The following is an 18,399-nucleotide window of genomic DNA, read 5'->3' on the forward strand; positions in this document are numbered from 1 at the left end:
AGGGGCAGGGTCTCGGCTTGGACGGAGCATTTGTCTCCGGTATAGGCTGGAGCCGACAGGCGGCGCGCATCCCATACGTCGCGTCCGCTCTCAATGTCGGCATGCGCCGCGGTCCCGCAACCGCGCTCGTGCTTTCGGGCATGTGGATTTTGGTAATCGCGCCGTCGCGGACGGCCGCGGGCTGTGGGTGGACAGTCGGCGGACGGAGCCCGGCGTGCGCTTGCAGGTGATTGATGGCTCTGGCGTTTCCACCCCCTGGTGTGCCTTCCCGTGAGAGGGCGCGCGCCGCGCGCCGCCTCTTGCTGCGCCCCTTGCCGCGCCTCGCGCCCCGTTTTGCACCGCGTCTGGCCGCCCGGCTGCGGGCGACGGTCGCGCTGATCGCGCTCGCCCCGGCGCTCGCCGCCTGCGTGGTCGGGCCGGACTACGCGCCGCCGCCCATCGCCATGCCGCTCACCTTCAACGCCGCCAGCAAGGCGCAGTCGAAGAAGCCGCCGGAGCTGCACGCCTGGTGGCGCCGGCTGCGCGACCCCATGCTCGACACGCTGGTGAACGAGGCGGTGGCCGCCAATCTGGACGTGGCGACCGCCAAGTCCAGCATCCGCCAGGCCCGCGCCACCCGCGCCCAGCAGGCGTCCAACCTGTTCCCCACCCTGACCGGCTCCGGCTCCGTCATCCGCGAGCAGAATGCCACCTCCGGCACCACGACCTCCTCCTCCGGCACCAGCAGCACGGTGACGGTGGATACCGGCAGCAACTCGGGCACCACCACGGACACCCAGTGGCAGGGTGGCTTCGACGCCTCCTGGGAACTGGACCTGTTCGGCGGCAACAAGCGCGCCGTTGAGGCGGCGACCCGCGCCCTGGAAGCTTCCGACGAGCAGCTGCGCGACACGCTGGTGACGCTGATCGGCGACGTCACCACCTATTATGTGCAGGCGCGCGGCTATCAGGCCCGCATCGACCTTGCCACCCGCACGGCCGTGTCGCAGCGCGAGACGGCGGCGCTGACCAAGCGCAAGTTCGAGGCCGGCTCGGCCTCCGCCGTGGACGTGGCCAAGGCGGTGGCGCAGGCGGCGAGCACCGAGGCGGACATCCCCAGCCTCCAGATCAGCTACGCCCAGTCGGTGCACCGGCTCGGCGTGCTGCTGGGCCGCGAGCCCGCCGCGCTGATGGCGCAGATGAACCGCAGCAAGCCCATTCCCGCGCCGCCCGCGCGCATCGCCGCCGGGGTGCCGGCGGACATCCTCACCGCCCGGCCGGACGTGCGCGCCGCCGAGCGCCAGCTGGCGCAATATACCGCCAGCCTCGGCAATGCGACCGCCCAGCTCTATCCGAGCGTCAGCCTCACCGGCAGCGTCGCCACCACCGCCCTCAAGGCCGGCGACCTGGCCAAGGGGTCCACCATCAGCTGGTCGTTCGGCCCCTCGATCAGCATCCCGATCTTCAACGGCGGCAACCTGCAGGCGGGCGTCGATCTCGCCGCCGCCCAGCGCGACCAGTATTACATCGCGCTGCGCTCCAGCGTGCTGACCGCGCTGGAGGATGTGGAGAACGCCCTGGTGGCGCTGTCCCGCGAGCGGGTGCGGGCCAAGAGCCTGGATGAATCCGCCACCGCCTATGACGAGGCGGCCCGGCTCTCCCGCGCGCTCTACCAGACCGGCGGGTCGAGCTTCCTCGACGTGCTCGATGCCGAGCGCTCGCTCTATACCGCGCAGGACACGCTGCTGCAGAGCCGCGTGCTCATCGCCACCGACTACATCTCCCTGCACAAGGCGCTGGGCGGCGGCTGGGACGGGCGGATGGACACCAAGACACCGGAGGTGATCGACGTGAACACCGGCCCGCATCTGCCGGATGCCGCCGCGGTTCCCGCCATGCTGCCGTTCGGAGGCTGAGATGCCACGGCCCGAGCGGCTTCCCCCCCGCAATGAAGTCCCGGTGGACGCGCCCCATTTGGATGCCCCTCGCCCGGATGCGACGCCCGCCCGGCCCGACGCGGCGCCGGACTTCGGTGGCGACGCGGGCGGCGGCGCCGGCGGCGGGCGGCGCACCGCGCGCAAGCGGCGGCGCTGGCTCATCCTCGCCGGCCTGCTGCTGCTGGCGGGCGCCGGCTTCTATGCCTATCGCGCCGGCACCGCCGCGCGCCCGGCGGACGCCTACACCACCGCCGCCGTCGCCACGGGCGACGTGGAGGAGAGCGTGCTCGCCACCGGCATCCTGAAGCCGGTGCGCTTCGTCGCCGTGGGCGCCCAGGCCTCCGGCCGGCTGATCCGGATGAACGTGAAGCTGGGGCAGGTGGTGAAGGCCGGCGACCTCATCGCCGAGATCGATTCGCTCACCCAGCAGAACAGCCTGCGCACCGCCGAGGCGGACCTCGCCAACATCCGCGCCCAGCGCGAGGAAAAGCTGGTGACGCTGAAATATGCCGAGCTGACGCTGGCCCGGCAGACCCGCATGCTGTCCCAGACCATCACCTCGCAGGCGGATTTCGAGACCGCCGCCTCCACGGTCGGCACCACCAAGGCGCAGATCGCCTCGCTGGAGGCGCAGATCGCCGAGGCCGAGGTGGCGGTGGAGAACGCTCGGGTGAACCTCGGCTACACCCGCATCACCGCGCCCATCGACGGCACCATATTGTCCCTGGTCACCCAGGAAGGGCAGACGGTGAACGCCAGCCAGTCCGCGCCGACCATCGTCATCCTCGGCGCGGTGGACACGATGGTGGTGCGCACCGAGATCTCCGAGACCGACGTGGTCAAGGTGAAGCCGGGCCAGGACGTCTATTTCACCATCCTGGGCGAGCCGGACCGGCCCTATCACGCCAAGCTGGAATCCATCGAGCCGGCGCCGGAATCGGTGAAGAGCGACAGCAGCTTCAGCACCTCCACCACGTCCTCCTCGTCGTCGTCCTCCTCCTCGTCCACCAGCACCAGCTCGGCGATCTACTACAACGGCCTGTTCAACGTGCCGAACCCCGAGGGCAAGCTGCGCACCTACATGACCGCCGAGGTGCATATCGTGCTGGGCAGCGCCAAGGGCGTGCTCATCATTCCCGCCGCCGCTTTGGGCGCGCCGGCGGGGAACGGCGCCTATCCGGTGCAGGTGGTGAAGTCCGACGGCACGCTGGAAACCCGCGCCGTCACCGTCGGCCTCAACGACAAGGCGTCGGCGCAGGTGCTCTCGGGCCTCGCCGGAGGCGAGCAGGTGGTCACCGGCCGACGCAGCGCCCAGGGCACCGCGACCACGCAGCGGCCGGGTGGCGGCCCGCCGCCGGGGATGTGAGATGAGCGAGCCGCCGCTGATCGTTCTCGAACAGGTCCGGCAGGAGTTTCCCTCCGGCGACGGCACGCTGGTCGTGCTCAAGGACATCGACCTCACCATCGCGCGCGGCGAGATGGTGGCCATCGTCGGCGCCTCCGGCTCCGGCAAGTCCACGCTGATGAACATCCTCGGCTGCCTGCACACGCCGTCGTCCGGCAGCTACAGGGTGGCCGGGCGGGACGTGATGAGCCTGGAGGCGGACGAGCTGGCGGCGCTGCGCCGCGAGCGCTTCGGCTTCATCTTCCAGCGCTACCACCTGCTGGCCGAGCTGGACGCGGTGGATAATGTGGAGATCCCGGCGGTCTATGCCGGCGAGGACCCGCGCGCCCGGCACGACCGGGCCGAGGCCCTGCTGGCGCGGCTCGGCCTCGCCGACCGCGCCGACCACCGGCCGGGGCAATTGTCCGGTGGCCAGCAGCAGCGCGTCTCCATCGCCCGCGCGCTGATGAACGGCGGCGACGTGATCCTCGCCGACGAGCCCACCGGCGCGCTCGACCGGGCCAGCGGCGAGGAGGTGCTGCGCATCCTCGACGAGCTGAACGCCGAGGGAAAGACGATCATCATCGTCACCCACGACATGGCGGTGGCCGGGCGGGCGCGGCGCATCGTCGAATTGAGCGACGGCGCCATCGTCTCCGACCGGCCCACCGGCAAGGCGGCGCCGGCGGCGGTGCCGACCGTGCCGCGCGCGCGCAAGCAGGCCTCCGTCTGGCGCGGCGCGCTCGACCGCCTGCGCGAGGCGGTGCGCATGGCGGTGCTGTCCATGCTGGCGCACCGGCTGCGCACCTTCCTCACCATGCTGGGCATCATCATCGGCATCGCCTCGGTGGTGTGCGTGGTGGCGCTGGGCACCGGCACCCAGCAGAAGGTGCTGGCCAACATCTCGAACCTCGGCACCAACACGCTGGAGATCTTCCCCGGCAAGGATTTCGGCGACGTGCGCTCGGCCAAGGTGCAGACCCTGGTGCTGGCCGACGCGCGGGCGCTGGCCTCCCAGCCCTATGCGGCGGCGGTCAGCCCCACGGTGTCCACCAGCACCACGGTGCGCTTCGCCTCCAAGGAGGCGAGCGCGCTGGTGAACGGCGTGGACGAGGCCTATTTCGCCGCCAAGGGCACCAAGCTCGCCGCCGGCCGCTTCTTCGACGCGGTGAGCGTGCGCGGCCGGACCCAGGAAGTGGTGATCGACGAGAACACCCGCAAAGCCCTGTTCGCCAGCGTGCCCGGCGGGGCGCTGGGCAAGGTGCTGCTGGTGGGCGACGTGCCGTGCCGCGTGGTGGGCATCACGGAAGCCCAGCAGGGCGGCTTCGGCTCCAGCTCGAACCTTTCGGTCTACCTGCCCTATACCTCGGTGCAGACGCGCTTCCTCGGCACCAACACGCTGCGCTCGATCACGCTCAAGGTCAGCGACGAGGTGGAGCCGAGCGCGGCGGAGGAGGCGGTCACCGCCTTCCTGACCCAGCGCCACCGCACCAAGGACTTCTTCATTCTCAACACCGACGACATCCGCAAGACCATCACCAGCACCACCCAGATGCTGACGCTGCTGGTGGCGGCCATCGCCGTCATCTCGCTCATCGTCGGCGGCATCGGGGTGATGAACATCATGCTGGTGTCGGTGTCCGAGCGCATCGGCGAGATCGGCCTGCGCATGGCGGTGGGGGCGCGGCGCAGCGACATCCTCCAGCAATTCCTCATCGAGGCGGTGCTGGTGTGCCTGATCGGCGGCCTCGCCGGCATCGGCACGGCGCTGGGCCTCGGGGCGCTGGTCTCGGCGCTGGCCACGGGCTTCGCCATGGTCTATTCGCCCACCTCCATCGTGGCGGCGGTGGCGGTGTCCACGGCCATCGGCGTGGTGTTCGGCTATCTGCCGGCCCGCAACGCCTCTTTCCTCGACCCGGTGGTGGCCCTGTCGCGCGACTGAGCGTGCTCCGCGGGGCAGGGCGTTTCAGCCCCCTCGCTCGCGGGGGAGGGGGCGTGTTGACGTGTCGTGAGCCGGCTCCGCGCATCGGCGCGGAACGCGAACGCCGGGTCGATCAGCCGCGCCGCGGCGGGCGTCCGGCGCCGAGGCGCCGGCCCGGCCTCACATGGCCTTCTTCCTCACTTGGCCTTCTTGATGCGCACCATCTTGAAGAAGCCGGCGGGGAAGACCGGCGAGATGTCGCTCACCGTCATGTCCGGATGGGTCGCGGCCCATGTGCGCAGGCGGCTCGCCTTGAAGGCGATGCTCCAGCCCACCTTCTTCACCAGCGGCGCCAGCATGCTCTCCACATGCATGGCCGGGCCGGCGTCGGCGCCCAGCTTGGAGGCGATGATGATCTCGCCGCCCGGCTTCAGCACCCGGCGCATCTCGTCCAGCGCCCCTTCCGGGTCCGGGACCAGGGTGATGACGAAGGGCACGGTGACGGCATTGAAGCTGGCGTCGGCGAAGCCCAGCGCGCAGGCGTCCATGGAGGCCAGCAGGCCCACCTGGGAGAGGCGGCGCTCGCGCTTCTTCTCCACCGCCTTCTCCAGCATGTCGAACGACAGGTCGATGCCGGTGACGCGGCAGTGGCGCGGGTAATAGGACAGCACCAGCCCGGTGCCGACGCCCACTTCCAGGATGTCCGGCCCGCAGGCGGCGGCGGCATTGGCCGCCTTGCGCTGCGCGTCGGCCAGCAGCTTCACATAGACCGCGTCATAGATCGGCGCCCACTTGGCGTAGACCTTCTTCTGCTCTGCGAGATCGTATTGAACCGCCATTGTCCCACGCCGTCCTTCAGCTCTGGCGGGAAGGCCGGACCCAGCACCGGCTTTTCCCGCGACAGGAGGACCGGCGCGGTTGCAACCCGAGCCGCCCGTTCCCCCTCATGTTCCAACATGGAGAACGCCTGAAACGTCCTCCGGGCAACGATTCCGCCGGCAAAGATTCCACCGGCAACCATTCCACAGGCGAGGTCCCGCCGGCCGCGCATCCGCCGGGCGGCCGCAGCCGGAGGCGGGTCCCGTCCGGCCGCCCCGGAGCGAATCGATCCGCGCGGCTCCGATCCTTATGCCACTTGCGCGGCGTTCAGATGACTCATTGCGCGCTCCGCGCGCATGATGGTGCCGCCGCCGAGCAGCCGCGCCGCCCCGTCCGCCGCATCGTAGAACACGCAGGCCTGCCCCGGCGCAACGCCTTCCTCGCCGGTCACCAGCTCCACCACCGGCGCGCCGTCGGCGTCGCAGGTGAGGCGCGCGGGGGTCGGCGGGCGGGTGGAGCGCACCTTCACATGCACGTCCAGCCCCTCGGCGCAGGCCCGCGCCAGCGGCACGTCGCCCAGCCAGTTGATGTCGGCGAGCCGGATGGCGCGCACCGCCAGCGCCTCGCGCGGGCCGACGCGCACCTCGCGCCGCCCGGCGTCGATGGCCACCACATAGAGCGGCTCGGGCGTGGAGATGCCGAGGCCCTTCCTCTGGCCGATGGTGTAATGCATCACGCCGCGATGGCGGCCCAGCACGCGGCCGTCCAGGTGGACGATGTCGCCGGCCTCGCCCGCCTCGGGGCGCAGGCGCTCCACCACCTCGGCATAATCGCCGCCGGGCACGAAGCAGATGTCCTGGCTGTCCGGCTTGTCCGCCACCGGCAGGCCGAGTTCGACGGCAAGCGCGCGCACGTCGCTCTTCTTCATGCCGCCGAGCGGAAAGCGCAGCCGGGCGGCCTGGGCCGGGGTGGTGGCATAGAGGAAATAGCTCTGGTCGCGGTTCTCCTCGGCGGCGCGGAACAGGCCGCGCCGGCCGTCCGGCAGGGCGTGGCTCGCCACATAATGGCCGGTGGCCAGCACCGAGGCGCCCAGGTCCTGCGCCGTGGCCAGGAGATCGCGGAACTTCACCGTGCGGTTGCAGTCCACGCAGGGAATGGGGGTGAAGCCGGCGGCATAGCTGTCGGCGAACCGCTCGATCACCTCCTCGCGGAAGCGGGTCTCGTAATCGAGCACATAATGCGGGATGCCGAGGCGCTCGGCCACGTCGCGGGCGTCGTAGATGTCCTGGCCGGCGCAGCAGGCGCCCTTGCGGCGGGCCGCCTCGCCCTGGTCGTAGAGCTGGAGGGTGACGCCCACCACGTCGAAGCCGGCGCGGGCCAGCAGCCCGGCCACCACGGAGGAATCCACGCCGCCGGACATGGCCACCACCACGCGCGTGGCGGCGGGATCGGTCCCGATGTCGGCAAGGTCAGGCAGCAGGATGGTCATGTCTTGCGGGTCATGTCTCGCGGCGGATCGGCCGGGCGGCGGACATGAACGTCCGGTTGCCGCGCCGTGCCTAATATAGGCGCGGCCGCCGGTGACGCAATTCAGGAGGGCGCCGCCCACCTCTGCGTCACGCGGACACCTCCACCGCCACCAGCATCTGGCGCAGCGCGTCGGCGGGGCCGAGGTAGGAGCCGGCGATGGGCGTGGTCTCCTCCAGGAGGCGGCCCACCGCCACCGGCACCAGATTGTGGCCGCCCATGGTGGCGTGGGTGGGATCGAACGCCAGCCAGCCGGCGCCGGGCAGGAACACCTCGGCCCAGGCGTGCATGGTGGCAGTGCCCGGCGCGCTGCCGCCGGGATTGGCGAGGTAGCCCGAGACCAGGCGGACGGCGAGGCCCAGCGCCCGCGCGCCTTCCGCGAACAGCACGGCGAAATCCCGGCAGGAGGCGATGCCGCGCGCCAGCGTCTCCAGCGGGCCCTGGGTGCCCATGTCCAGGCGCACCTCGTAGCGGGCGGCGGCGGCCACCGCCGCGTTGAGGTCTCCCAGCAGGGCCAGCGTGCCGGTGGGCGCGCCGCGCACCAAGCCGCGCGCCCAGGCGGCGAGCCGGCCCTGCGGGTCGGCATAGGCGGGCAGGGCGAAGCGGGCGAGGCCCGGCCAGTCGGCCGCCGCATAGAGGAAGGGATAGGCCTGCGCCGCCGGATCGAGCGGCGGCGGGTCGGCGGCCGTGCCGCTCAGGTCCAGCTCGGCGCGGCTCTCCACCACCAGCGTGTCGGTCGCGCCGGTGAAGCTGGCGATGGCCAGCATGTTGGCCATCTCGTCCGCCTCGAAGCTGAGCGCGGCGGGGGGCGAGACGGTCAGGTCGAAGTTCAGGAGAGACAGGTCGCGCCCGGCGCGCGGGCGCAGCCGCAGCCGGTGCGGGCCGAGCGCGACGCTCTGGTGGTAGAGATAGGTGGTCCGGTGGGCGATGCGCACCCGCATGGGGTCAAGGCTCCGCGCGGCTCGGCGCGCCGACCGCGCCGCGCGGCCGTCACGGCCGGCGGCGCGGGTGGGGAAGGTCCGGTCAGGCCGCCGGCAGGCCGCGCTGCATCACCCGCATGAGGCGATCGGCGAAGGCCACGGGATCGGTCGGCTGCTCGCCGTCCAGCACGCGGGCCTGGTCGAACAGCAGCCGCGCCGCGTCCGCCCGGACGGCGGCATCGCCGACGCCGGCGAGCGCGGCCACCAGCGGGTGGCGCGGGTTGATCTCCAGCACCGGCTTCACCGCCGCGCCGAGGCGCCCGGCCCCGGCCAGCAGCTTCTCCAGCCGCCGGTCGATGCCGCTCTCCGGCGCCACCAGGCACACGGCGGAGGTGGTCAGGCGGTCGGAGGCGCGCACGTCGGACACCTCCTCGCCCAGCGTCTCCTTGACGAAGGCGATGAAGTCCTGCGCCCCCTCGGCCGCCTCCGGGGCCGGAGCCTCGTCCGTGGCCGCGCGGGGGATCAGGGAGAGGTCGGCGGCGCCCTGGGTGACGGAGGTGAAGGGCTTGCCCTCGTAATCGGCGCCCGCCGTCACCCAGAAGCTGTCCACCTGGTCGGGCAGCAGCAGCACCTCGACGCCGCGGGCGCGGAACCCTTCCAGCTGCGGGGCGTGCTCGACGCGGGCGAGGTCGCCGGTGATGTAATAGATGGCGGTCTGGTTCTCCTTGCAGTCCGCCACATAGTCCTTGAGCGTCCGCCACCCGCTGTCCGGCCCGGTGCCGGTGGCGGTGGTCTTGAAGCGGGCCAGCCCGAGCAATTGGGCGCGGCGCTCGTAATCCTCGTACAGCCCCTCCTTCAGCACCGGGCCGAAGTTGGACCAGATGGCCGCGTAGGCCTCCGCGTCATTCTGCGCCAGCTTCTCCAGCTCGGAGAGCACGCGCCCGGTCACGCCCTTGCGGATGGCGGCGAGGATGGCGCTGTCCTGGAGCATCTCGCGCGACAGGTTCAGCGGCAGGTCGGCGCTGTCCACCACGCCGCGCACGAAGCGCAGGTAGCGCGGCATCAGCTCGGCGTCGTCGGTGATGAAGACGCGCTTCACATAGAGCTTCACCCGGCCGGCGCGGTCGGGGTCGAACAGGTCGAACGGCGCGGTGCCGGGCACGAACACCAGCGCGGTGTATTCGTGCCGGCCCTCGGCGCGGAAATGCACGGTGAGCGCCGGGGCGTCGAACTGGCCGGCCACCGAGCGGTAGAAGTCGGCATAGTCCTCCGCCGAGATCTCGCTCTTGGCGCGCGTCCACAGCGCCACGCCGTCGGCGATCTCCTCCGGCTCGGCCTCCAGCGTCTCGACGATATAGATCGGCACCGGCACGTGGCCGGACTGCGCCTTGACGATGCGCTCCAGGGTGAAGCGGTCGGCGTAGCTCTTGCCGGCCTCTGAGAGGTGGAGCACGACGCGGGTGCCTCGCGCCGGCGCCTCGGCGACGCCGATGTCGGAGACGGTGTAGGCGCCCTGGCCGTCGGACGACCACAGGCTGGCGCCCTGCGCCCCGGCGCGGCGGGAGATCACGTCCACCCGGTCGGCTACCATGAAGGCGGAGTAGAAGCCGACGCCGAACTGGCCGATGAGCTGGGCGCCCTCGCTGGCCTGGGCGGCCTCGATGCGCTCCATGAACGCCTTGGTGCCGGAGCGGGCGATGGTGCCGAGCGCCTCCACCATCTCGGCGCGGCTCATGCCGATGCCGTTGTCCTCGACGATCAGGCGGCCGGCGGCGGCGTCGATGCGCAAGGTGATGCGCGGCTTGGGATCCTCGCCCAGCAGCTCGGGCTGGGTGATGGCCTCGTAGCGCAGCTTCTCGCACGCGTCGGCGGCGTTGGAGATCAGCTCGCGCAGGAACACGTCCTTGTCGGAATAGACCGAGTGCACCATCAGGTGCAGCAGCTTGGCGACATCGGCCTCGAAGGTGCGGCTCTCGGGTGCGGCGGCTTCGGCGGTCGTCATGGCGGGTGTGGTCCTCAGATGCGGTCAAGGGCGGGTCACGAGATGGCCCGTTCTCCGCCGCATTTCAAGGGCCGGAGGCCATTTGGGCGCCCATGACCGGCGTTCCGGGACATACGGCGTTACAATTCTCGCCCGCGCGGAAACGCGGTGACAAACTACGGTCCAGCTCCCGCCAAGAAGTTGCAGTTCACTGAAGCTGTATTCGATAAGGAGTGGGTGATGGAAAAGCTTGTGCGTCTGCTGCGGGACCCGCCGTCGCATGTGAAGACCCTGATGCTGCGCACCGGGGTCGGCGCCGCGCTCAGCCTCGGCACGCTGGCGCTGGCGCACATGATGCCCCCCGACACGCTGAGCCGCCCGGTCAAGACCATCGCCGCCGCCGACGCGCCGGCATTCGATTTCGGCCCGCAGAAGACGGCCGATGGTGCCAAGACGGATGCGGCCAAGGCCGACGTTGCGAAGACGGATGCGCTGAAGACCGCGACCGATGCCAAGGACAGCGCCAAGGATGGCGCTTCCCGGGACGGCACCCAGATGGCGAGCGTGCTGCCCGCCGCGCCGCTCCCCGCCGCCCGGCCGCGCGCCGTTCCGGCCGCCAAGCTGGCGGACGCCTCCGCTCTGCCGTCCGGCGTCGAGCGCTTCGACCGCTGCCGCAGCGCCTGCGACAGCCGCGACCCGGCCCTCACCGGGGCGGCGCTGGCCATGAGCGTGGTGGCCACAGGCCCCGCCATGCCCGTTCCCCCGCCCGCGCCGGAGGCTACCCCGAAGGGGCCGTTCCGCAGCGCCATGGGCGTGATCGGCGACGGCCGCCGCATGCTCGACGGTGCCATCGGCACCGCCTCCGCGACGCTGGTGACCGTCAAGGAAGCCATGCTCGGGGCGATCACGCCGGAGTATTGAGCCGATGGTCCACTTTCGTCTGCCCGCCGGCTGGCTCCAGCCGGCCCCCACCCCCGCACCGGCGGCGCCCAGCCGCCGGGAGGGCCTCCATGCGGCGATCCGCGAGGATGTCGCCGCCGTCATCTATGAGCGGATCTTCCCCACGCTGGTCTGGGGCGATGCCACGCGCAGCGGCAAGACCACCGCTTATGCCAGCGCCGACGCGGTGCTGCATGTGCTGCGCCCCTTCCTCGCTTTGCCCGGCCCCGACGCGAAGGCCTGAAGGCCCCCGCGTGGCCCCGGCGGGCCTCACGCCCCCCTGAATGCACGAAGCCCGCCCGCCCCGGATCGGGGGCGCGCGGGCTTCCGTCATTGGCCGCTTGGGTCACCGGCCGCTCGGGTCACTGGCCGCCTGGGCCGGCGCGGCGCCGGTCAGCGATAGTAATAGCCCGGATAGGGCGGCTGGCCGCCATAGCCATAGACCGGAGCGTGGTGCGGCGGCCGGGGCCGGGGCTCCACATAATGCCGGTGGCGCCGGGGCGCATAGGCCTGCGGCGGAGGGGCGTGCCGCATGTGGTGCGGGCGCGGCGCGTTGGGCGCCGGCGGACGGCCCACATGCACCTCGGTCCAGGTTTCGGCGGAGGCCGGCGCGACCGGAATGAGCGCCAGCGGGGCGGTCACCAGCGCCGCGGCGAGAACGGCGGCAACGGGTCTGATCATGGGAACACTCCTTCAGTCCGTTTGTCGAGTGTTCAACGGCGAATCCGGCTGTTCTGTTCCGCAGAGTCGTCCTCTCCGGCCAGACCGGAAAGATTGGTGGACCGAAAATGGCGCATTCCAAAGTAGTTCCGGAATGAGATGCGCAGGTCTTCGCTCGCCGTTTCCGTCCCATGTCAGCCATCGCCAGCGAGGATACATCAGCATCCGTTGATGAACCGCAGTTCATCTCAGCAGGACTGGATATGAGCGTCGAAGGCGTGACATCTCGTCATGAAATGTGATCGCGGACCAACGGATCCGTGCCGCCGCGCCGCGACCAACGCGGTCTTCCGCCGCCATCGTCCGCCCGGTCCTCTGCCGGTGCTCTGACGCCTGTTCCGCTTGTCGGAGAGGGACGGGGCCGCGCGCCGGGGCGGAAACCCTCCCGGCCTGGGGGACGGTTGCTTCGCGCCATGTCCGGGGCGCCTCGCCGGGCCCGCTCCCGAAGCTGCGCTGCCCGAAGCTGCGCCAGAGGCCCACGCTCTCCCTCCCCTCAGGCGGGAGCGCGCGCGTGGGCGGTCGTGGGGGCTGTCGGGGCCGGTGCGGCGCCGACCCTCACCCCCAGAGCGCCTCGCCCTCCACGAAGCGGCGGCGCCAGGTGAAGCCTTCCAGCGCGATCCGCCGCGCGGGATCGCCGGGCCAGACCGGCGTGAGGCCCGAGGCCTTCAGTTCCGCCACGACGCGCGCGCCCACGGCGATCTTGTCCGGCACCGCCCCCGCCACATGGTCGAAAGCGATGAGCAGCGGCTCCGCCGCCAGCGCCCGGGCGATGTCCTGCGCGTGATAGAAGCAATAGCCCACATAGGTGCCGGGCGGCTCCTGGGCGAGCGCGGCGGCGGCGTCCGCATGGCCGTCCGCCAGGGTGAAGCCGGCATTGTGCAGGGCCAGGACGCGGGCGCCCGGCAGCGCCTCGAAGGCGGCGTCCAGCCGGTCGCAATCGGTGGTGGCGGGCCAGCCGCGCTCGGCCTTGGCCTTCTCCGCCATCTCCGCGTTCACCGCCGCCCACAGCGCGGCTTCCTCCAGCTCCGGCGCCTCCAGGCGCAGATCCTCGATCAGTCCCTCGATGTCGTTCGGCCCGAGGAAGCCGGACCAGACGGTGGTGCGGATGACCTGCTGCTGGGTGTCCCCTATGCCGTTCAAGCCCCGTCCTCCCTTGCGTGTGCCCGCGTCTGTGGCGCCGCCATGGGGCGGGTGCGCGGGATTGGCCTAGGGTCAGGTTGGAGCGGGACCTTGGCGGCGGCAGGGCGGATCGAAGGCCGCGCCGCGTCCGGGTGTGGGAGAGGAGTGCGGCAACCGGGGCGTGCCGCGCGTGGGGGCGGATCGCCCCGCCGCGCCGCCGCCGGAGCCGATCGGGCGCCGCGGCCTGTGGCCGCCGCGCGTTTGCGGCGCTCCCTTTCTTGACACCCGCCGGGCCGCGCTCCTATATGCCCACCTCTCGGGACGCTGGCGGCACGCCGGCGCGCGGGGCAGCGTAGCTCAGTTGGTAAGAGCGCCGGATTCATAACCCGGAGGTCGGCGGTTCAAGTCCGCCCGCTGCTACCACCTTCGGCCGTGCGCCGCGACGAGATCCTCCCAGCCAGTTCCTTAGCTCCCATCTCGCCGGTCCATCCGGCCCGCCGCCTCGCCCGGCCTCATCGCCGCGCCAGATGGTGGAGGACGATGCCGCTGGTGGTGGCCACGTTCAGGCTGTCGAAGCCCGCCGCCATGGGAATGGCGATGCTGCGCGTCGCCGCCAGGACGTCCTGCGGCAGGCCGGGACCCTCGGTGCCGAACAGCGCCGCCCGCCGGCCGCCCGGTGCAATGTCCGCCAGCCGCTCGCCGCCGGACGGGCTGAGCGAGAGCAATTCGAGCCCGGCGTCGCGGATTGCACCGAGCATGTCGCCGGCATCGCCCGCGCGCGCATAGGGCACGATCAGGCTCGCCCCCACCGAGACCCGGATCGCCTTGCGGTAGAGCGGGTCGCAGCAGCCGGCGTCCAGCAGCACCGCATCGGCGCCGAAGGCGGCGGCGTTGCGGAAGATGCCGCCCATGTTGTCATGGTTGGAGATGCCCACCAGCCCCACCACCAGCGCGTGGGGGCCGAGGCCGGCGAGCAGGTCCGCCGCGCTCACCGGCGGGCGGGCGCGGCCGATGGCCAGGATGCCGCGATGGATGTGGAAGCCGACGATGCGGTCCATGACCGCCTGCCCGGCCACGTGCACCGGGACCGTGCGGGGCAGAAGGTCGAGGGCGTCGGCGACGCGGGGCAGGCTGGCCTGCGAGACCAGGACCGAGGCGAGGCCGTCGCCGCCGCGCCCGGCGAGGAGGCGCAGCACCACCTCGCCCTCGGCCATGAACTGGCCCCGGCGGCCGACGAGGTCGCGCTCGCGCACCTCCCGATAGTCGGCGATGCGCGGATCGTCCGGGTCGGCGATGGGGATGAGGCGGGGCGTGTCGCGTGACACGGTGTTCGCAGTGGGGAAGTCCATGTCCATGGACGTAGCATACGGGCCCAGGCGGAGGGCGTCAGCGAGGGCGGCCGGCGCGGGCCGGGGGCGGGGCGGTGGTATCGCGGACCACCAGCCGGGGGGTGAGCAGCACCCGCTCCACCGGCCGGGCGGGGTCGGCGATGCGGGCCAGCGCCAGGCCGGCGGCGATGCGGCCATACTCCGGGATGCGGGTGAAGACGGTGGTCAGCGCCGGGTGCCAGAGGGCGGCTTCGGGTAGGTCATCGTAGCCGACTAAGGAAAAATCCCTGCCGGCCGTCAGTCCCGCCGCCTGGAGCCCCATGAGGGCGCCGAACGCATTGAGATCATTGAAGCAGACGGCGGCGGTGGGCGGATCATCGAGGGCCAGCAGCTTGAGGATACCGGCCCGCCCGGTCTCGCGCAGGCCCGGCCCCTCGGCCACCAAAGCGGGCTCGAACGGCAGGCCGGCGGCGGCAAGGCCGGCCTTGTAGCCGGCGAGGCGCCGGCGCCCGGTGGAGGTGACGGGCAGGCTGCCGATCATGCCGATGCGGCGGTGGCCGAGCCCCACGAGATGGGCGACGGCGAGGCTCACGCCCGCCGTGTCGTCCGAGCCGGCGAAGTCGAATCCGGACCCTTCCACCTCCCGCGTGACCTGGACGACGGCGATCCCGCTGGCCGCCAAGGCCTTGAGATCGCTGACGGTTGTGGCGGCGGCGGGGGAGACGATGAAGGCGTCGGGGCGGTATTCGGCTAGCGTCCCGAGGGTCCGGGTCTGGCGCGCCACATCCTCCTGGCTGACCCCGAGCAGGACTGTTTTGCCGGCTACGCTGAGGGCTTCCTCCAGCGCCGCGAGCAGCTCGGTGAAGGACGGATTGATGATGTCGTGCAGGCCGATGCCGACGATATTGGTGCGCGCGGTGCGCAGCGAGGCGGCGCCACGATTGGCCACGTAGCCGCGCGCTCGGGCGGCCTCCTGCACCTTGATCCGGGTGGCGTCCGCCACCACCGGGCTGTCCCGCAGGGCCAGCGAGACCGTGGCCGTGGACAGGCCCAGCTCGCGCGCCAGCCGCTGGAGCGTCACCCGCCCCGCGCCTCCTCCCGCCCCGTCCATGCCCGCGTCCTCCCGGCCTGTTCCATCCCGGCCGCAGGCGTGTCGAAGCCGGGCGTTGGCGCCCATCCTAAACGATTTAACGAGCGGGGCGAAAGCCCGCCGCGTCGCCGCCGCACAGGCTGGTGGAGGCGGGAAAAGGCATGCGGCGGCAGGGCCTTATTCGACCTCGCTCTCCATCGGGCCGGCGGCGATGAGGCGATGCAGTGTCAGCAGCGCCTCCTTGAGCACCGCATGGGAGGGGGGCGAGAGGGCGAGGCGCACCGCATTGGGGGCATGGCTCGGGGCGACGCAGAAGGCCGAGGCCGGGGTGATGGCGATGCCCCGGCGGGCGGCGGCCGCCGCGAAGGCGTCGGCGCGCCAGCTGTCCGGCAGCTCCAGCCAGGCATGGTAGGAGCGCGGGTCGGTCTTCAGCATCGCGCCGTCGAACACCTCGCGCAGGATGGCCTGGCGCTCCCGCGCATCCGCCTGCTTGGCGGTGGTGAGGCGGCCGGCGATGCCGTCGGTCATGATCTGCAAGGCGGCGGCGAGCGGCAGGCCGGTGGCCGCCCAGGCGCCGGCGCGCACCGCCGCCACCATGCGCTCGGCCCAGGCGGCGGGGCCGGCGACGAGGCCGATGGTCAGGCCCGGCGCCACCCGCTTCGACAGGCTGTCCACCAGCAGCGTATGGGCCGGCGCCAGCGCCGCCAGCGGCTCCTCCTCGGCGAGGAAGCCGTAGATCACGTCCTCCACCGCCATCAGTTCCTCGCCCTTGAGGACGGCGGCGATCTCGGCCCGGCGGCGGGCATCCATGGACAGGCCGAGCGGATTGTGCAGCTGCGGCTGGAGATAGACCCCGCGCAACGGCGCGGCGCGATGGGCTTTCAAGAGCGCGTCGGGGCGCAGGCCGTGGACGTCCAGGGGCAGGGGCACCAGGGTGATGCCGAGCCGGGCGGCGATCCATTTCACCGCCGGATAGGTCAGCGCCTCCACCGCGATCCGCTCGCCGGGCGGGGCGAGGGCGGCGAAGGCGGCGGCGATGGCCTGCCGGCCGTTGGCGGTGAAGACGAGGCCGGCCGGGTCCGGCCGCCAGCCGGCCCGGGCGAGGAAATCGGCGGTGATGCCCCGCGCCTCGCGGGTGGCGGCGGCGCTGGTGGGGCGGAAGGCCGACGCCAGGGCACCGGAGCGCATCAGCCGGCTAAGGACCTGCGCCAATTCGGCATCCTGGCCGGGCAGGATGGGGAAGTTGAGCTGCAGGTCCACCGGCGCCTGCACCGGCTCGCCGAGCGCCCCGCTCGCCGGCGCCTCTCCGGTGCGCACATAGCTGCCCCGCCCGACCTCGCCGGCGATGAGCCCGCGCCGGGTCAGCTCGGCATAGACGCGGCTGGCGGTGGAGGCGGCGATGCGGTGCTGATAGGCGAACTCCCGCTGCGCCGGCAGGCGGGTGCCGGCGGGCAGGCGGCCGGAGGCGATGTCGGCGGCGATGGCGTCGGCCAGGGCGCGGTAGTCGCCGCGGACGGGACTGAGGACGTCGGCATCCGACATTTATTGCTCCGAGTACAATGTATTTATTGCACCGATATCATGTCGGAGCAATGAATGCGAGCCGTCGCTGGCAATTTCTGCCATCCGCCCCAGGAGGCCCCCATGGCTCCGCGCGTCCGCCCGTCCTCCCCGCCCCCCGGCAGCGCCGGCCGGCCTGCCGCCCGTCTGGCCGCGTCCACCGCGCCGCGCGGCGCCATCGGCCAGGCGCCGCCCGTGCCGGGCGCGGCGATGCCGGCGCCGGAGCGCTGGTCGCTCTATCGGACGCTGTGCCTGTGGATCTGGCGGGCGCAGTCGCGCCGGGCGCTGGCGGAGCTCGATGCCGACCGGCTGCGGGACATCGGCGTTCATCCGCGTGTGGCGCGGCGCGAGGCGGAAAAGCCGTTCTGGCGGGCGTGAGCGGCGGACCGCGCCAGGGGCGCGGTTCAGCCCTCGACCTTGCAGGCCGTGTCGGCGGGGGCGAGGGCGGGTTCGCGCCGGACGCCATAGACCTTCATGAACAGCCGCACCGCGCGGGTGACGACCTTCTCCATCTGTGCCCGCTGGATGCTGGCGGCGGCGCCGAACAGGGCCGGGGCGAGGATGGTGTCCTTGGCCAGGGACAGGAACTGGCTGGCGGCGGCGTCGGTGTCCTCGATGTCCAGCTGGCCCTGCTGGACCTTGGCCTTCAGGAAGGCGGACAGGCGCCGGATGCCCGAATCAGGCCCGGCATCGAGGAAGCGCAGGCCGATCTCGGGGAACTTCTCGGCGATGGCGATGACGGTCCGCACCGTGGCCACGTGGCTCGGGCGCAGCATGGCCTCGACGAAGGAGACGCCCAGCTTCATCAGCGCCGCCTCCACATCCGGCTCGTTGGCATCGAGCACGAACAGGCGTTCCGCCGTCTCATTGCATTCGGAGGTCACGAGGGAGGCGAACAGATCCACCTTGTCCTCGAAATAGACATACAGAGTGCCCTTCGACACGCCGGCCGCCCGGGCAATGTCGCCCATGCTGGCGGCGTCGAAGCCGCGCTCCAGAAACACCGCGCGGGCACCGGCCAGAATCTGGCGGCGCTTCTCCGGGTCCTGCCCGGCTCCGCTGGGCGTGTCTTTCGTTGGAACGGTCAATCGATCCATCTCCTTCATGATGTCTTTTTCCTCACACCAACGACATTCGCAAGCCGTTGTTGCGGTGGCGCTGAAGTCGTTCCCACC

At 71.9% G+C, this 18,399-nt stretch carries 16 protein-coding genes and 1 tRNA gene; 7 read left to right on the top strand and 10 right to left on the bottom strand.

The genetic code is table 11. The features are described 5' to 3' along the window. The first annotated feature begins 299 nt into the window (after positions 1-299). From YU1_RS28490 to YU1_RS0107875, 3 genes are read left to right on the top strand one after another with little or no spacing between them, the layout of a single operon-like run. Positions 300-1,895, top strand: a complete 1,596-nt coding sequence (locus YU1_RS28490) for an efflux transporter outer membrane subunit (protein ID WP_425339138.1) — start codon at positions 300-302, stop codon at positions 1,893-1,895. 43 nt (positions 1,896-1,938) lie between these two features. Further along, positions 1,939-3,282 carry an efflux RND transporter periplasmic adaptor subunit gene (locus YU1_RS0107870; RefSeq protein WP_425339139.1) on the top strand — a complete coding sequence of 448 codons (1,344 nt, stop codon included), beginning with the start codon at positions 1,939-1,941 and terminating at the stop codon, positions 3,280-3,282. Between the two features lies 1 nt (position 3,283). After that, on the top strand, positions 3,284-5,242 hold the full coding sequence (locus YU1_RS0107875; RefSeq protein WP_029003606.1) for a MacB family efflux pump subunit: 1,959 nt from the start codon (positions 3,284-3,286) through the stop codon (positions 5,240-5,242). A 176-nt stretch (positions 5,243-5,418) separates the two neighbouring features. Here YU1_RS0107875 and YU1_RS0107880 read toward each other — a convergent pair whose 3' ends face one another. From YU1_RS0107880 to htpG, 4 genes are all read right to left on the bottom strand, one after another. Then, positions 5,419-6,060, bottom strand: a complete 642-nt coding sequence (locus YU1_RS0107880; RefSeq protein WP_029003607.1) for a class I SAM-dependent methyltransferase — start codon at positions 6,058-6,060, stop codon at positions 5,419-5,421. Positions 6,061-6,347: 287 nt separating this feature from the next. Continuing rightward, complete coding sequence (gene mnmA / locus YU1_RS0107885; protein WP_029003608.1) at positions 6,348-7,529, bottom strand: tRNA 2-thiouridine(34) synthase MnmA; 1,182 nt, start codon at positions 7,527-7,529, stop codon at positions 6,348-6,350. Between the two features lie 127 nt (positions 7,530-7,656). Continuing rightward, positions 7,657-8,508, bottom strand: coding sequence for a transglutaminase family protein (locus tag YU1_RS0107890; protein WP_029003609.1), 852 nt, complete (start codon positions 8,506-8,508; stop codon positions 7,657-7,659). A gap of 82 nt (positions 8,509-8,590) precedes the next feature. Further along, positions 8,591-10,489 (bottom strand): molecular chaperone HtpG, encoded by a 1,899-nt coding sequence (htpG, locus tag YU1_RS0107895; protein WP_029003610.1) that lies wholly within the window; start codon positions 10,487-10,489, stop codon positions 8,591-8,593. A 219-nt stretch (positions 10,490-10,708) separates the two neighbouring features. Here htpG and YU1_RS0107900 point away from each other — a divergent pair, with 219 nt between their 5' ends. Both YU1_RS0107900 and YU1_RS0107905 read left to right on the top strand, forming a co-directional pair. Continuing rightward, positions 10,709-11,389 (top strand): hypothetical protein, encoded by a 681-nt coding sequence (locus YU1_RS0107900; RefSeq protein WP_029003611.1) that lies wholly within the window; start codon positions 10,709-10,711, stop codon positions 11,387-11,389. A gap of 4 nt (positions 11,390-11,393) precedes the next feature. Next, entirely contained in the window at positions 11,394-11,651 is a 258-nt protein-coding gene (locus YU1_RS0107905) for a hypothetical protein (protein ID WP_029003612.1), read from the top strand. Positions 11,652-11,800: 149 nt separating this feature from the next. On the opposite strand, the gene YU1_RS0107910 is transcribed toward YU1_RS0107905, so the two are convergent. Both YU1_RS0107910 and YU1_RS0107915 read right to left on the bottom strand, forming a co-directional pair. Then, positions 11,801-12,088 carry a hypothetical protein gene (locus YU1_RS0107910; protein WP_029003613.1) on the bottom strand — a complete coding sequence of 96 codons (288 nt, stop codon included), beginning with the start codon at positions 12,086-12,088 and terminating at the stop codon, positions 11,801-11,803. A gap of 594 nt (positions 12,089-12,682) precedes the next feature. After that, complete coding sequence (locus YU1_RS0107915) at positions 12,683-13,267, bottom strand: DUF6891 domain-containing protein (protein ID WP_051356613.1); 585 nt, start codon at positions 13,265-13,267, stop codon at positions 12,683-12,685. A 325-nt stretch (positions 13,268-13,592) separates the two neighbouring features. Here YU1_RS0107915 and YU1_RS0107920 point away from each other — a divergent pair. Beyond that, positions 13,593-13,669, top strand: a tRNA-Met gene (locus YU1_RS0107920). A gap of 89 nt (positions 13,670-13,758) precedes the next feature. On the opposite strand, the gene YU1_RS0107925 is transcribed toward YU1_RS0107920, so the two are convergent. From YU1_RS0107925 to YU1_RS0107935, 3 genes are all read right to left on the bottom strand, one after another. Beyond that, positions 13,759-14,601, bottom strand: coding sequence for a TrmH family RNA methyltransferase (locus tag YU1_RS0107925; protein ID WP_245263260.1), 843 nt, complete (start codon positions 14,599-14,601; stop codon positions 13,759-13,761). Positions 14,602-14,632: 31 nt separating this feature from the next. After that, entirely contained in the window at positions 14,633-15,685 is a 1,053-nt protein-coding gene (locus YU1_RS0107930) for a LacI family DNA-binding transcriptional regulator (RefSeq protein ID WP_029003616.1), read from the bottom strand. 156 nt (positions 15,686-15,841) lie between these two features. Continuing rightward, positions 15,842-17,206 (bottom strand): aminotransferase-like domain-containing protein, encoded by a 1,365-nt coding sequence (locus tag YU1_RS0107935; RefSeq protein ID WP_051356614.1) that lies wholly within the window; start codon positions 17,204-17,206, stop codon positions 15,842-15,844. 102 nt (positions 17,207-17,308) lie between these two features. Between YU1_RS0107935 and YU1_RS34355 the strand changes: the two genes are divergently transcribed. Then, positions 17,309-17,602: a DUF1127 domain-containing protein gene (locus YU1_RS34355; protein ID WP_051356615.1), complete on the top strand. Its 294-nt coding sequence runs from the start codon at positions 17,309-17,311 to the stop codon at positions 17,600-17,602. A 26-nt stretch (positions 17,603-17,628) separates the two neighbouring features. Here the strand turns inward: YU1_RS34355 and YU1_RS28495 are convergent, their stop codons facing one another. After that, entirely contained in the window at positions 17,629-18,312 is a 684-nt protein-coding gene (locus YU1_RS28495; RefSeq protein ID WP_245263261.1) for a TetR/AcrR family transcriptional regulator, read from the bottom strand. Positions 18,313-18,399 lie beyond the last annotated feature (87 nt).

Origin of the sequence: Azorhizobium doebereinerae UFLA1-100 (assembly GCF_000473085.1) — a bacterium.
Taxonomy (GTDB): Bacteria; Pseudomonadota; Alphaproteobacteria; order Rhizobiales; family Xanthobacteraceae; genus Azorhizobium; species Azorhizobium doebereinerae.

Excerpts from the sequence above, each read along its gene's own strand:
- YU1_RS0107875 (WP_029003606.1), top strand. The coding sequence starts at position 3,284 with ATGAGCGAGCCGCCGCTGATCGTTCTCGAACAGGTCCGGCAGGAGTTT.
- YU1_RS0107880 (WP_029003607.1), bottom strand. The coding sequence starts at position 6,060 with ATGGCGGTTCAATACGATCTCGCAGAGCAGAAGAAGGTCTACGCCAAG.
- mnmA (WP_029003608.1), bottom strand. The coding sequence starts at position 7,529 with ATGACCATCCTGCTGCCTGACCTTGCCGACATCGGGACCGATCCCGCC.
- YU1_RS0107890 (WP_029003609.1), bottom strand. The coding sequence starts at position 8,508 with ATGCGGGTGCGCATCGCCCACCGGACCACCTATCTCTACCACCAGAGC.
- htpG (WP_029003610.1), bottom strand. The coding sequence starts at position 10,489 with ATGACGACCGCCGAAGCCGCCGCACCCGAGAGCCGCACCTTCGAGGCC.
- YU1_RS0107900 (WP_029003611.1), top strand. The coding sequence starts at position 10,709 with ATGGAAAAGCTTGTGCGTCTGCTGCGGGACCCGCCGTCGCATGTGAAG.
- YU1_RS0107905 (WP_029003612.1), top strand. The coding sequence starts at position 11,394 with ATGGTCCACTTTCGTCTGCCCGCCGGCTGGCTCCAGCCGGCCCCCACC.
- YU1_RS0107910 (WP_029003613.1), bottom strand. The coding sequence starts at position 12,088 with ATGATCAGACCCGTTGCCGCCGTTCTCGCCGCGGCGCTGGTGACCGCC.
- YU1_RS0107925 (WP_245263260.1), bottom strand. The coding sequence starts at position 14,601 with ATGGACATGGACTTCCCCACTGCGAACACCGTGTCACGCGACACGCCC.
- YU1_RS0107930 (WP_029003616.1), bottom strand. The coding sequence starts at position 15,685 with ATGGACGGGGCGGGAGGAGGCGCGGGGCGGGTGACGCTCCAGCGGCTG.
- YU1_RS0107935 (WP_051356614.1), bottom strand. The coding sequence starts at position 17,206 with ATGTCGGATGCCGACGTCCTCAGTCCCGTCCGCGGCGACTACCGCGCC.
- YU1_RS34355 (WP_051356615.1), top strand. The coding sequence starts at position 17,309 with ATGGCTCCGCGCGTCCGCCCGTCCTCCCCGCCCCCCGGCAGCGCCGGC.